Annotated in this window: 12 protein-coding genes; 4 read left to right on the top strand and 8 right to left on the bottom strand. The window is 63.5% G+C overall.

Annotated features, from left to right (window positions below; genetic code table 11):
* Positions 1-260: 260 nt before the first annotated feature.
* A complete protein-coding gene (locus tag NKJ26_RS25595) occupies positions 261-2,063 on the top strand; it encodes an NAD(P)-binding domain-containing protein (RefSeq protein ID WP_352697991.1) in 1,803 nt (600 codons plus the stop codon).
* 116 nt (positions 2,064-2,179) lie between these two features.
* Here the strand turns inward: NKJ26_RS25595 and NKJ26_RS25590 are convergent, their stop codons facing one another.
* Complete coding sequence (locus NKJ26_RS25590; RefSeq protein WP_352597841.1) at positions 2,180-2,485, bottom strand: hypothetical protein; 306 nt, start codon at positions 2,483-2,485, stop codon at positions 2,180-2,182.
* A gap of 4 nt (positions 2,486-2,489) precedes the next feature.
* Positions 2,490-3,053, bottom strand: a complete 564-nt coding sequence (locus NKJ26_RS25585; protein ID WP_352697989.1) for a helix-turn-helix domain-containing protein — start codon at positions 3,051-3,053, stop codon at positions 2,490-2,492.
* A gap of 153 nt (positions 3,054-3,206) precedes the next feature.
* On the opposite strand from NKJ26_RS25585, the gene NKJ26_RS25580 reads away from it, so the two are divergent.
* The gene (locus NKJ26_RS25580) at positions 3,207-5,039 is read left to right on the top strand and encodes an ATP-binding protein (RefSeq protein ID WP_352697987.1); all 1,833 of its coding nucleotides are present in this window, start codon (positions 3,207-3,209) and stop codon (positions 5,037-5,039) included.
* Between the two features lie 287 nt (positions 5,040-5,326).
* Here the strand turns inward: NKJ26_RS25580 and NKJ26_RS25575 are convergent, their stop codons facing one another.
* Positions 5,327-6,118, bottom strand: a complete 792-nt coding sequence (locus tag NKJ26_RS25575) for a GGDEF domain-containing protein (protein WP_352697985.1) — start codon at positions 6,116-6,118, stop codon at positions 5,327-5,329.
* Positions 6,119-6,223: 105 nt separating this feature from the next.
* Positions 6,224-7,195, bottom strand: a complete 972-nt coding sequence (miaA, locus tag NKJ26_RS25570; protein ID WP_352697983.1) for a tRNA (adenosine(37)-N6)-dimethylallyltransferase MiaA — start codon at positions 7,193-7,195, stop codon at positions 6,224-6,226.
* Between miaA and serB the strand changes: the two genes are divergently transcribed.
* Both serB and NKJ26_RS25560 read left to right on the top strand, forming a co-directional pair.
* Positions 7,179-8,066: a phosphoserine phosphatase SerB gene (gene serB / locus NKJ26_RS25565; protein ID WP_352597836.1), complete on the top strand. Its 888-nt coding sequence runs from the start codon at positions 7,179-7,181 to the stop codon at positions 8,064-8,066. The genes miaA and serB overlap by 17 nt on opposite strands.
* Entirely contained in the window at positions 8,063-8,635 is a 573-nt protein-coding gene (locus NKJ26_RS25560) for a GNAT family N-acetyltransferase (RefSeq protein ID WP_352697981.1), read from the top strand. Before serB ends, NKJ26_RS25560 begins: the two co-directional genes overlap by 4 nt.
* Positions 8,636-8,672: 37 nt before the next feature.
* On the opposite strand, the gene NKJ26_RS25555 is transcribed toward NKJ26_RS25560, so the two are convergent.
* The 4 genes from NKJ26_RS25555 to hflK all read right to left on the bottom strand — a co-directional run bounded on the left by NKJ26_RS25555 (position 8,673) and on the right by hflK (position 12,611).
* Positions 8,673-10,190 (bottom strand): DegQ family serine endoprotease, encoded by a 1,518-nt coding sequence (locus NKJ26_RS25555; RefSeq protein ID WP_352697979.1) that lies wholly within the window; start codon positions 10,188-10,190, stop codon positions 8,673-8,675.
* 145 nt (positions 10,191-10,335) lie between these two features.
* The gene (locus NKJ26_RS25550; protein ID WP_352697977.1) at positions 10,336-10,524 is read right to left on the bottom strand and encodes a DUF2065 domain-containing protein; all 189 of its coding nucleotides are present in this window, start codon (positions 10,522-10,524) and stop codon (positions 10,336-10,338) included.
* Between the two features lie 6 nt (positions 10,525-10,530).
* Positions 10,531-11,496 (bottom strand): protease modulator HflC, encoded by a 966-nt coding sequence (hflC, locus tag NKJ26_RS25545; RefSeq protein ID WP_352697975.1) that lies wholly within the window; start codon positions 11,494-11,496, stop codon positions 10,531-10,533.
* Positions 11,496-12,611, bottom strand: a complete 1,116-nt coding sequence (hflK, locus tag NKJ26_RS25540) for an FtsH protease activity modulator HflK (protein ID WP_027025913.1) — start codon at positions 12,609-12,611, stop codon at positions 11,496-11,498. Before hflK ends, hflC begins: the two co-directional genes overlap by 1 nt.
* Positions 12,612-12,684 lie beyond the last annotated feature (73 nt).

The raw sequence follows: 12,684 nt of genomic DNA, 5'->3' as shown, positions 1-12,684 counted from the left end.
GCCTTGCAGCGGAAAACGCGCGGATCGCATCTGGTTGCCTTCCTCGCCAGCTGTCCCGGCGTCTTGGAGTCGGGACGCCCGCTCCCGACGCTCTCCGTCAGCCATTGAAGCCGCTTGGTGACCTCACAGGTAAGCCATTGAACGCACGTGAAACTATGGTGGGGCGTGACGAAGGCTGCCATCTCCGCCGATACTTGATCGTCCGGCCTGCAAGTCGGGAGGAGCCACATGACGATCTGGATTTCACGGGAGGAACCCTGATGCTCGATAAGACCCCCAACAAGAAACTGTCCGACCTGCTCGACCAATTCGGCGCCGCCCTTGCCGCCAACGACATCGAGAAAGCGGTCGACTGCTTTCAGGAGGATTGTTACTGGCGCGATCTCGTCACCTTCACCTGGAACATCAAGACCATGGAAGGTCGCGGCCAGGTCCGCGACATGCTGGAAAGCCAGCTGTTGAAGACCAGGCCATCGCACTTTGCCATCGCCAAGGGCGAGGACGCGACCGAGAGCGGCGGGCTGATCGAAGGCTGGATCAGTTTCGAGACCGAGGTGGCGCGCGGCTTCGGCCAGATCAGGCTGAAGGACGGCAAGATCTGGACGCTGCTGACCACCATGGCCGAACTGAAGGGCCACGAGGAGCCCGCGGGCTTCGCGCGGCCGATGGGCGCCAAGCATGGCGCGGGCAAGAACCGTCCGACATGGAAGGAAGAGCGCGAGACTGAAGCGGCCGAGCTCGGCTTCAAGACGCAGCCCTACACCGTGATCATCGGCGGTGGCCAGGGCGGCATCGCGCTCGGTGCCCGGCTGCGGCAGCTCGGCGTGCCAACCATTATCATCGAGAAGAACGAACGCGCCGGCGACAGCTGGCGCAAGCGTTACAAATCGCTCTGCCTGCACGACCCGGTCTGGTACGACCATCTGCCTTACATCGATTTCCCGAAGAACTGGCCGGTCTTCTCGCCCAAGGACAAGATCGGCGACTGGCTGGAAATGTACACCAAGGTGATGGAGCTGAACTACTGGTCCTCGACCGAGGCCAAGAGCGCCTCCTATGACGATAGGACCAAGGAATGGACCGTCGTCGTTCACCGCGACGGCAAGGACATCACGCTGAAGCCGAAGCAGCTGGTGCTGGCCACCGGCATGTCCGGCCGGCCCAACCTGCCGAAATTCAAGGGCATGGAAAGCTTCAAGGGCGACCAGCACCATTCCTCGAAACACCCCGGCCCCGACCAATATGCCGGTAAGAAGGTCGTCGTCATCGGCTCGAACAACTCCGCCCACGACATTTGCGCGACACTCTGGGAGGCCGGCGTCGACGTCACGATGGTGCAGCGCTCCACCACCCATATCGTAAAGTCCGACACGCTGATGGATATCGGCCTTGGCGCGCTCTATTCGGAACAGGCGGTGCAGAACGGCATGACCACGGCCAAGGCCGACCTGATCTTCGCCTCCCTGCCCTACAAGATCCTGCACGAGTTCCAGATCCCGCTCTACCAAAAGATGAAGGACCGCGATGCCGACTTCTACAAAGGGCTGGAGAAAGCTGGGTTCATGCTCGATTGGGGCGATGACGGCTCCGGCCTGTTCATGAAATATCTCAGGCGCGGCTCCGGCTACTACATCGACATCGGTGCCTCGCAATTGATCATCGACGGCGACATCAAGCTCAAGAGCGGCGTCGACGTGAAGGAGATCAAGGAGCATTCCGTGCTGCTCAGCGACGGCACCGAACTGCCGGCCGATGTCATCGTCTACGCCACCGGCTACGGCTCGATGAATGGCTGGGCGGCGGAGCTGATCTCGAAAGAAGTAGCCGACAAAGTTGGCAAATGCTGGGGTCTTGGCTCCAACACCACCAAGGATCCCGGCCCCTGGGAAGGCGAGCAGCGCAACATGTGGAAACCGACCCAGCAGGAGGCGCTATGGTTCCATGGCGGCAATCTGCACCAGTCGCGCCATTATTCGCAGTTCCTGGCGCTGCAATTGAAGGCCAGGCAGGCCGGGCTGCCGACACCGGTCTATGGACTGCAGCAGGTCCACCACCAAGGATAATAAGGCCGGGCAGATGCCAGGCGAGGTGCGGCGACTGCCGCATCTCCGGCGGATTTCGGACTTTTCAGCACCTCGAGGCTCTCTGTCGGGGCCATCGGCCGCACCACGGTCGTCAATCAGAGATGGCGCACGCGGCGCCGCTTGCGCGCGGCCTTGATGGCGCTGATGCGCTCTGTGTCTTCTTCCCTGAGATGCCGTCCGCGTTCCAGAATCTCGAGCGTGTATTCCTCGTAGGTCAGGCCGAGCCGATCTGCCTTGTCCATGCGCATCAGCATGACCTCGTGGCTCGGCGCTTTCCACGCTTTGGCATGGGCCGCTTGCCAGGCAAGGAAGATGTAGGGGTCGCCCTTGCCCCATGGCGGTCCCTTGTAGTCGTCGAGAGGCGGCCCGCCATTGTCGGAGCGCTTTGGCCGTCTCGCCATGACGTCAGCTCCTGACCAGCGCGACGAGATAGTCGGCGCCCGGCTCCAGGGCATGAAACACGCAATCCGACGGCGCGCCCAGCGCCAGGCAATCGCCGGGTTCAAGCCTGTGCACCACATCACCCTCTGTGAATTCCAGGCGGCCGGAAATCAGCCATATCTGTTGCTTGATGAAGACGTAGGAAGCGGCTGGAAGACCGACCCTTTTGCCCGCCGGCAGATGCACCCTGATCAGCTCCAGCGGCATGTCGCTGGCCGGCGACAAATGCCGCCTGACATAACCTGTGTCGGGATCGCGCCACACCGGCTGATCGGCGTCTCGCAGCAGCCCGCCGCCTTGCAATTCCGCGCGTGCGATAAGGGTGGAGAGCGTCATGCCGAAAGCAGCGGAAATGCGCACCAAAAGCGCCGCCGTCGGACTGGTCTTGCCGCGCTCCATCGTACTCAGCATCGCCTTGGAAACCCCGGACCGCTCGGCAAGCTCCGCCAGCGACCAGTCGCGCATGATCCTTTCGGCATGTATCCGCCTGCCGATAGTCGAAGAGATATCGTTCGCCATACCATCCATTCGTCCATTATAACGAAATACCGGGACTGGAGAAGAGCCGTCTCGCGACAATTCTCACGAGTTCTTTAATCGTCTCTACACCATCCGACCTCATCGCACCTTAACCCCGTTCCTGTAGGGTCGGCGCACCAGGGAAATGGGGATTGGCTGTCCATGTATGTCGAACGCGAAGCCTCCGTCGGAGAACCGACATCGCAGGAGCGCCGTGACGCGGAGCAGAATGACAGGCGGATCCTTGGCAATGTCGTGCAATGCGACGGCGCACGCGCCACCATCGCCGCCTATGCCGACGATGTCGACGGCGCGGTCACCGGTCTGTGGACGGTCGGCAGGATGATCTCCATCAATCTGGGCACGACGCGAACCGTCGGCCTGGTCTATGCGATCGGCAAATCGGACCGCGCCTGGAGCAATGAAGGCCCGAATGCCATCGAGGTCAGTATCGAGCTGATTGGCGAAGTGCGTGACGGAGCCGAGGCCGGCGCCAAGCCGGTCTTCGATCGCGGCATAACCACCTATCCGCATATCGGCGCCGTCGCCCATCGCATCCGCACCCGTGACCTGCAGGCGGTCTATGATCTGGCCGGCCGTCATTCCATCACCATCGGCTCGCTGTCGCAGGATGAGGCGATCGCCGCCAATATCGCCATCGACGACACGCTGGCGCGCCATTTCGCCATTGTCGGCACCACCGGCGTCGGCAAGTCCACCGCCGTCTCGCTGCTGTTGCGCAAATCGATCGCGGCGCGGCCCGACCTGCGCATCCTGATCCTCGATCCGCACAATGAGTTTGCGGCGTCGCTGCCCGAATATTGTGTCAAGGTCGATTCCAAGACGCTCGATCTTCCGTTCTGGATGTTCAGGCTGGAAGAATTCGCCGAGGTGCTGTTTCGCGGACGTGAAACGGTGCCGGAAGAGATCGACGCCTTGCGCGACCTCATTCCGCTCGCCAAGAATCTTTATCGCAACCCGAATTCAGGCGCCTATCTCCGGCGCGGCAACGATGCGCTAACCGCGGATACACCGGTGCCCTACCGCATCGCCGACCTTCTCAAGCAGATCGACGAGCGCACGGGCATGCTCGAAAGCAAGAACGAGCGCCCGACGCTCAAATCGCTGAAGACGCGCATCGAATCCGCGGCCGCCGATCCGCGCTACCGCTTCATGTTCAACTCGCGCCTGATCGAGGACACCATCCACGAGACGATCGGCAACATCTTCCGCGTGCCGCACCATGGCCGGCCGGTGACCTGCTTCGAAATGGCCGGCATGCCCTCCGAAGTGGTCAATTCGGTCTGTTCCGTGCTGGCGCGCCTGGCCTTCGACCTTGCGCTGTGGAGCGAGGGCAAGCTGCAGCTCCTGCTGCTGTGCGAAGAAGCGCACCGCTACATGCCGGCCGATGCGCGTCTCGGTTTCGCGCCGACAAGGCACGCGCTGTCGCGCATAGCCAAGGAAGGCCGCAAATATGGCTGCTATCTCGGGGTCGTTACCCAGCGTCCGGGCGAACTCGATCCGACCATCCTGTCGCAATGCTCGACCTTCTTCGCCATGCGGCTCGCCAACGAGCAGGACCAGGCGATCATCCGCTCGGCCATTGCCGACTCTTCCGCCTCGACGCTTGCCTTCCTGTCGTCCATGGGCCAGCGCGAAGCCATTGCCTTCGGCGAGGGCGTGGCAACGACCATGCGGCTGAAATTCGAACGACTGCCGGCGGAACTGATCCCCGGCACGGCCAAGCGCGAAGAGGCCGAGTCATCGAAAGCCGGCGACGATGTCGACCTGGTGGCGATCGTGGAGCGGCTGCGCAACGTGCCGAAACCGCAGCCGCAGGCCATGGCCTTCGCGGAGGTCGTCGATTCAGGCCGGCAGGCCGGCGATCCCGACTACCGCAAGCCGCCGGTCGCCCGCGGGCAAACCGACGACGATTTCGACATGCGCTACGGCCTCAAGCCCGCCACCTTCGGCATGCGCCCCCAGAACGATTAGGCTGCGCCTTACCTCCAAATGCCTGCAATCTTGAGAACTGCATAAGCAGCTGAGGAAGCTGCTTAGTTCTGAAAGCTTGGGTAAATCCCGAAGGGAATTCATCAGGCCGGATTGAATGGAGTGGTTTTCGAGAAGCCGGAGCGGAGCGGACATTCTGTCCGTGAGCACAGGCCTACGCCGGCCGTAGCCTTAACTGCCACGACCGCCATGAGTGCTTCGGCCGGCGAAGGCCGGAAGCGCAGAAAACGGCGGCAGACGGCCAGCCTCACGAATTCAGTGGCGGGATTTTAGGCGCAGACGCGGTTGCGGCCCTGCCTCTTGGCCTCGTACAGCTGCCGGTCGGCGCGGCGATAGAACTCCTCGGCCGTTTCCTTGCGGTCCCAGACGGCCAGGCCGACGCTGGTGGTGATCTTGAGCCGGACATTGCCCGAGAGGACCGACATGTTGGCGATTGCCTTGCGGATGCGCTCGGCGAATTTGGACAACAATTCCGCCTCCATATTGGGCGTGACCACGGCGAATTCCTCGCCGCCCAGCCGCGCCACCACGTCGTGAAAGCGCGTCATGTCCTTCAGGCAATTGGCGACAGCCCTGAGCACCTCGTCGCCGACATCGTGGCCGTGCGTATCGTTGACCTGCTTGAAATGGTCGAGATCGAGGATCATCAGCCCGACGGGCTTTTCGATGCGTCCGAACTCCTCGAGATATTCCTTCAGCGCGTCATCGAAATAGCGCCGGTTCTGCATGCCGGTCAGGCTGTCGGTCAGCGCCGCATGCTCAAGCGTCTCCGAGCGGGCGCTGAGCGAAACCGTCATGGCGCGCAGCTTACCTTCCTCCGTCGCTTGTTTGCGGATCAGAGGGTAGATGAAGAAGATGCCGAAAAACAGCGCCGTCGCCAAAAGCACGCCTGTCGCGAACAACAGCTTGTTGAGGTAGATAACCTTGTCCAGGCCGGAAGCCGTGTGGAGTTCCATGGCGAAGGATTGCAGCTGCCCATAGGCGTGGAGCGTCACCAGGCCGGCGGCCAGGATCACGAAGATAAAGACGAAAAAAGCGGATTCCGCCTTGTGGAAACGCATCTGCTCCCCGATCGAAAAGTGCCAACCGGTCTTATGGCACGGCCGGCCTTACGGAGGGTTAATTCGGACAACCACAACGGGAATCCTTCCCTCAAGATCGACTTTTCAGGTTGCATTAGCAACAGTCGCTTGGATCATGGTTTCGAGATCGCTATCGGGGCGCAATCTCTGCCATTCCGGCCCTAGCTGATGGCGGAACCAGGTCGCCTGCCGCTTGGCATATTGCCGGGTTGCGACCTTTGCGCGTTCGATCGCCTCGGCAAAGCTTGACTGCCTGGCTATCGCGGCCTGCAACTCGCGAACGCCGATCGCCTTCATCGCCGGCAAGTCCGGATCGAGACCAAGCGCTGCAAGCTGCCTGACTTCCTCCACTGCGCCCTTGTCCAGCATCTGGTCGAAGCGCCTGTCGATGCGGCCGACCAGTGCGGCCCGGTCCGGCTCGATGACGAAAAAGCGCGCGCTTTGCCGGTCGATCAACGGTTGGCCGCGCTCCGCTTGCCATTCCAGGATCGAACGGCCCGAGGCATCGAGCACCTCGAGCGCCCGCACGATGCGCTGGCTGTCGGTCGGCCTCAGTTGCATGGCGGCCCGCGAATCCTCGCGCAGCAGGATGCCATGCAGTTTGACGGCGCCTTGTTCCTTCAACTCATAACGCCAGCGGTCGCGGACCCGCTGCGGAATGGCGGGCATTTCCGAAATGCCCTCGGCCAGCGCGCGGAAGTAAAGCCCGGTGCCGCCGACGAAGATTGGTCGCCGCGACAGCGTTCCATCGTCGATGAGCCTGGTCACGTCCCGCAGCCAGGCTCCCGTCGAATAGGCAGTGCCGGGATCAACGTGACCGTAGAGAAAATGCGGCGCGCGGGCGAGGTCCGCCGCCTCCGGCCGGGCGGTCAGCACGTCGAGCACCGCGTAGCCTTGCATGGAATCGGTGTTGACGATGACGCCGCCGGTGCGTTCGGCCAGATCGAGCGCCAGCGCCGACTTGCCGCTGGCGGTCGGTCCGGCTATCAGGATCGCGTTCTTCACGCGGCCCTCGCCCGCATCCGTGCCGGAATTCTCGATGCCGCTCGTTGCCACGCTTGTTTCCCGTCCTGCTGACCGCGCTTTGTCGCCGTCGCTTGCGAATATGGCCTCAAGGTCGGTGGGCGCAAGCGGCGTTCTCTGGCTGGCCGAAGGGATTGCCTGCGATCTTGCGCTGCCGGACGGCGCCGACGCTGCTTACATGACCGCCAGCCTGCGCGCAGCACTGGCCGCGGAACCGGTCGACGTGATCGTCCAGCAGGCGCAGACACGGCGAAAGAAGATCCTCCTCGCCGACATGGATTCGACGATGATCGACCAGGAATGTATCGACGAACTGGCCGACGAGATCGGCGTCAAGGATCACGTCGCCGCCATCACCGCGCGATCCATGAACGGCGAGATCGCGTTCGAACCGGCTTTGCGCGAGCGCGTGGCGCTGCTGAAGGGTCTCGATGCGGCCGTGGTCGACCGCATCGTCGCCAATCGCCTGACACTGGCCTCCGGCGGCCGCGCACTGGTCCAAACCATGCGCGCCAACGGCGCCTGGACGGCGCTTGTGTCGGGTGGGTTCGAGGTTTTCACCATGCGCGTCGCCTCAATGCTCGGCTTCCAGGAAAACCGCGCCAACCGTCTGCTGGAACACGACGGACGCTTCAGCGGCCTGGTCGGCGAGCCGATCCTCGGCCGTGCCGCGAAGGCCGAGGCTCTGATCGAAATCGCGTCGCGGCTCGGCCTGACGCCGGCCGACGCCATCGCCGTCGGCGACGGCGCCAATGATCTCGACATGATCCGCCTTGCCGGCACCGGCGTCGCGCTGCATGCCAAGCCGGCCGTGGCGGCGCAGGCCAGCGTGCGCATCGACCATGGCGACCTCACCGCATTGCTCTATCTGCAAGGCTATCGTCAGGAAGAGTTCGTGCAATGAAGCCGATGCGCACCGAACGCTTGATCCTGCGCAATTGGGAGGATCGCGACCGCGATCTGTTCCACCGGATCAATTCCGACGAACAGGTCATGGAGTTCTTTCCGTTCCGCCGCGACCGTGCGCAGGCGGACGTCAAGATGGACGAGTTGCGTGGCCGGATCGCCGAGGATGGCTACGGTTTCGCTCCCGCCGAGATCATTGAAACCGGCGAATGCATCGGCTTTGTCGGTCTGCTCGATACTGACCATCTGCCGTTCCTGCCGGCCGGCACTGTCGAGATCGGCTGGCGACTGGCACCCGAATTCTGGGGCCAGGGCTACGTCACCGAGGCGGCGGAAGCCTGGCTGGCCTTCGGCTTCGAAACGCTTGACCTTGGCGAAATCGTGTCCTTTGCCGTCGGGAAGAACAAGCGCTCCACTGCCGTGATGGAACGCCTCGGCATGACCGCCGACCCATCCGCCGATTTCGACCATCCCAGCATTCCCGACAGCCACCCCGCGCTCAAGCGGCACGTGTTCTACAGGCTCTCGCGCGAGGACTGGCGGAAAAGAGAAAAGGCGGCCTGCTAGCCGCCCTCGCTCAGATCAGGCTGTTGCCTTATCAGGATCAATCCATCCGGATCGTCACGAACCGCAACTCACCGGTCTTCGACGCCAGCATCAGCAGCGCGTTCTTGCGGCCTTGCTCCTTCAGGGCGCCGATCCGGTCCATGACGTCCTTGGGCGCGGCAACCGATTCCTGTGCGATTTCGGTGATCACCTCTCCCGGCTGGATGCCGCGTTCGGCAGCGGCGGAATCCTTGGCCACATCGGTGATGACGACGCCGGAGACGTCGGCGGCGATGCTGAACTTCTTGCGGGTTTCGTCGTTGAGCTCGCCGATCGTCATGCCGAGCACGGAAGCGGTCGAAACGGCCGGAGCCTTGTCACCCTTGTCCTGATCGGTGTTGCCGCCCTCCTCGCCGCTGGCGAGCTTCTCGCTATCCTCGAGCCGGCCGAGCGTCACCTTCACCGTCTGCTCGACACCCTTGCGCACGATCAGCACGTCGACCGCCTTGCCGACCGGGCTTTCAGCGACAACGCGCGGCAGGTCGCGCATTTCATGAATGTCCTTGCCGTCGAATTTGAGGATGACGTCGCCAGCCTGGACGGTGCCGTTGTCGACGGGACCACCCTTGATGACGCCGGCAACCAGCGCGCCCTTGGCGGTCGCCATGCCGAGGCTTTCGGCGATGTCGTCCGTCACCGGCTGGATGCGCACGCCGAGCCAGCCACGCCGCGTCTCGCCGAACTGGCGCAACTGGTCGACCACGCCCGAGGCGAGCTGCGAGGGAATGGAGAAGCCGATGCCGATCGAGCCGCCCGACGGCGAAATGATCGCCGTGTTGATGCCGATGACCTCGCCGGCGCTGTTGAACAGCGGTCCGCCCGAATTGCCGCGATTGATCGCCGCATCGGTCTGGATGAAGTCGTCATAAGGGCCGGAATTGATGTCGCGGTTGCGCGCCGAGACGATGCCGACAGTCACCGTGCCGCCGAGGCCGAACGGATTGCCGATCGCCATCACCCAGTCGCCGACGCGCATCTTGGTGGAATCGCCGAACTTCACCGCCGTCAGCTTGTGGCCTTTCGGATCGACCTTCAGCACCGCGACATCGGTCTTGGTGTCGGTGCCGACCAGCGTCGCCTTCAAGGTGACGCCATCGGAGAAATTGACCTCGATATCGTCGGCATCGGCAATCACGTGATTGTTGGTGACGACGATGCCTTGCTCGGCATCGATGACGAAACCGGAGCCCAGCGATTGCACTTTCTGCCCGCTATTGTCCTTGTCGCCGCCGCGATTCTTGAAGAAGTCGTCGAAGAAATCCTGGAAGGGCGAGCCCTCGGGCAGCTGCGGCATCGGCACCGCGCCCGGCCCTTCCGTACCCTTGACCGTCTGCGAGGTCGAGATGTTGACCACGGCGCCGAGCAGGCCCTGCGCCAGATCGGCGACCGAAGCGGGGCCGTCCGCGGCGAACGTCGGCGTCACGAAGGACGGCACAGCAGCGGCGCCGACGAGAAGCATGGCTGCGCCAGCGATGAACGTCCGCCGTGCCGCGCGCAAAAGGGGTGTGGATGTCATCGAGAAGCCTCCCGGCGTTTCTGAAAGAGAAAAGCGCTTCGGCGAAAACGCCGCGTCGCGCCATGATGGCAAAAAATACGGCACGTTTGCGGCTATGGCTATCGGCAGAGTGTAAATCCCGCGTTATTCGGCGGCCGCACTGCCTTTATCCGCCTCGCGCCAGCCAGACGATGCCGACGCCAGCCGCGATCGCTGCCAACCCGGCGATCCACAACGCATTCTCCGGCATCGACAGCATGTCGCCGGCAAGTTTCCTCGCCAAGCCAGGGAAGCCGCCATAGACCAGGCCCTCTATGACGAGGACCAGGCCGATGGCGGCGAAAAAATCCTGCACCGGCCGTTACTGGCCGGTGCTGGGTGCCGCCGGCGCGGCAGGTGCCGTCGCCGGCGCGGCAGGTGCCGGCGCGGCCGGCGTCGCCGGTCCTTGCTTGCCGTCGGGATCGCGGAAGAAGCGGAAGAACTCCGAACTCGGCGACAGCACCATCGTCGTTCCGGTGTTGTCCAGCGCCGTGCCGTAAGCATTCATCGACCGGTAGAAGTCGAAGAAAGCCGGGTCGCGTTGATAGGCTCCCGCAAAGGTGGCGCTGCGCTGGGCTTCGCCCTCACCGCGCAGGATCTCGGATTCCTTCTGCGCCTCGGCAACGATCTCGACGACCTCGCGATCGGCGCGGGCCTTGATGCGCTGCGCCGCCTCGTTGCCGCGTGCCCTCAGCCGTTCGGCCTCGGCCAGACGTTCGGCCTTCATACGGTCGAAGGTCTGCTGCGAGACCTCGGCCGTAAGGTCGGTGCGGCGGATACGGACGTCCTCGATCTGCAGGCCGAGCGAGGTGGCGTCGGGCCGCAGTTGATCGCGCACTTCGCGCATCATCACCGCACGTTCTTCCGAGAGCGCTGCCTCGAAGTCACGCAGACCGTAGACGCGACGCAAGGCGGCGTCGAGACGTGTCCTCAGCCGCGCCTCGGCCAGTTCGATCTGGCCGGAGACCGCCGCCCGGAACACGCGCGGGTCCGAAATGCGATAGGCGATGAAGGCGTCGACCTCGTAGAACTTGCCGCCCGAAACCTGGACGCGGATGTTGTCGAGGTCGAAGCGCAGCACCCTGTTCTCGATGATCTGCACCGTGTCGGCGTCGAAGAACGAGAACGGCGCCTTGAAGTAGATGCCGGGCGCGGTCTTGACGTCGACGATCTCGCCGAACCGCAGCACGAGCGCCTGCTGGCGCGCATTGACGACGAAGACCGACGAATAGATCAGGAACAGGATGACCGCGGCGATGACGACGAAGACGGGAAGGCGGTTGGCCATCACTGGTTACCTCCCGTGGTCGCACCCGGGATCGCCGGAGGCGGCGTTTTCTGCTGCAACGCCGGCAACGGCAGATAGGGGACGACCCCCTGCCCGTTGCCCTGTTCGACGATCACCTTGCCCGAATCCTTCAGCACCCTCTCCATCGTTTCGAGATAAAGCCGCTTGCGCGTCACGTCGGGCGCCTTGGCATATTCGTCGTAGACCGAGATGAAGCGCTGCGCCTCACCTTCGGCTTCCTGCACCACCCGGTTCTTGTAGGCGGCCGCGTCTTCACGGATCTGTGCGGCCGCGCCGCGTGCCTGGCCGAGCTTCTGGTTGGAATACTGGTTGGCCTGCTCGACGAACTTGTCCTCGTCCTGCTCGGCGCGCTGCACCTCGTCGAAGGCATCGGCCACTTCGCGCGGTGGGGCCGCGTCCTCGATCGAGATGGCATTGACCTGCAGGCCGGCCTTGTAGCCGTCCAGCGTCGTCTGGATGATTTCCCGGACCGAAGCCGCGATGCCCTGACGGTCGTCGCGGAAGATGTCCTGCGCCGGCCTGCGGCCGACGGCTTCGCGCATGGCGCTTTCGGCAACCTGCCGCAGCATGCCGTCCGGATCGGAGACGTCGAACAGATAGGCCCGGGGATCGGAAACCTGATAGGCCACCGAAAACTGCACGTTGACGATGTTCTGGTCGCCCGAAAGCATCAGGCCGTTGCCGCTGGTGTTTCCGCCGCCGATGTCGACGAGCTGCTCGGAAATCTTGGCCGTCTCGACGGTCTCAAGCGGCCACCAGTGGAAATGCAGGCCGGGCTGCGACAGCTCGGCCTTCGGCTTGCCGAAGCGCAGTTCGACCGCGACCTCGTCGGGTTGCACCGTATAAACCGCCTGGAATGCCCAAAGCACCACGAGTACCGCGCCGATCAGCCCGAACACGGCGGGGCTTGCGCCACCGCCGCCGGGCAGCGCGCGCCGCAGCCTGTCCTGGCCGCGGCGGATAATGTCTTCGAGGTCGGGAGGCGACCCCTGCGGGCCGCTCGGTCCCTTTGGCCCCTGCCCCCAGGGTCCCTGATTGTTGCCGCCGCCGCCCCACGGGCCGCCGCCACCGCCACTCTTGTCATTCCAGGGCATGAACGTCCTTTCGCTTGGAATTCCCTCATGCACCGGTGTTACGGCGCAAAATCCTAGTGTTGTTCTTCTATAG

The sequence above is a fragment of the Mesorhizobium sp. M0152 genome (genome assembly GCF_040322415.1).
Lineage (GTDB): Bacteria > Pseudomonadota > Alphaproteobacteria > Rhizobiales > Rhizobiaceae > Mesorhizobium.
The sequence above is the reverse complement of the archived record's forward strand: the minus strand, read 5'-3'. Positions and strand labels throughout refer to the sequence as shown.

Excerpts from the sequence above, each read along its gene's own strand:
- NKJ26_RS25595 (WP_352697991.1), top strand. The coding sequence starts at position 261 with ATGCTCGATAAGACCCCCAACAAGAAACTGTCCGACCTGCTCGACCAA.
- NKJ26_RS25590 (WP_352597841.1), bottom strand. The coding sequence starts at position 2,485 with ATGGCGAGACGGCCAAAGCGCTCCGACAATGGCGGGCCGCCTCTCGAC.
- NKJ26_RS25585 (WP_352697989.1), bottom strand. The coding sequence starts at position 3,053 with ATGGATGGTATGGCGAACGATATCTCTTCGACTATCGGCAGGCGGATA.
- NKJ26_RS25580 (WP_352697987.1), top strand. The coding sequence starts at position 3,207 with ATGTATGTCGAACGCGAAGCCTCCGTCGGAGAACCGACATCGCAGGAG.
- NKJ26_RS25575 (WP_352697985.1), bottom strand. The coding sequence starts at position 6,118 with ATGCGTTTCCACAAGGCGGAATCCGCTTTTTTCGTCTTTATCTTCGTG.
- serB (WP_352597836.1), top strand. The coding sequence starts at position 7,179 with ATGCCGCTCGTTGCCACGCTTGTTTCCCGTCCTGCTGACCGCGCTTTG.
- NKJ26_RS25560 (WP_352697981.1), top strand. The coding sequence starts at position 8,063 with ATGAAGCCGATGCGCACCGAACGCTTGATCCTGCGCAATTGGGAGGAT.
- NKJ26_RS25555 (WP_352697979.1), bottom strand. The coding sequence starts at position 10,190 with ATGACATCCACACCCCTTTTGCGCGCGGCACGGCGGACGTTCATCGCT.
- hflC (WP_352697975.1), bottom strand. The coding sequence starts at position 11,496 with ATGGCCAACCGCCTTCCCGTCTTCGTCGTCATCGCCGCGGTCATCCTG.
- hflK (WP_027025913.1), bottom strand. The coding sequence starts at position 12,611 with ATGCCCTGGAATGACAAGAGTGGCGGTGGCGGCGGCCCGTGGGGCGGC.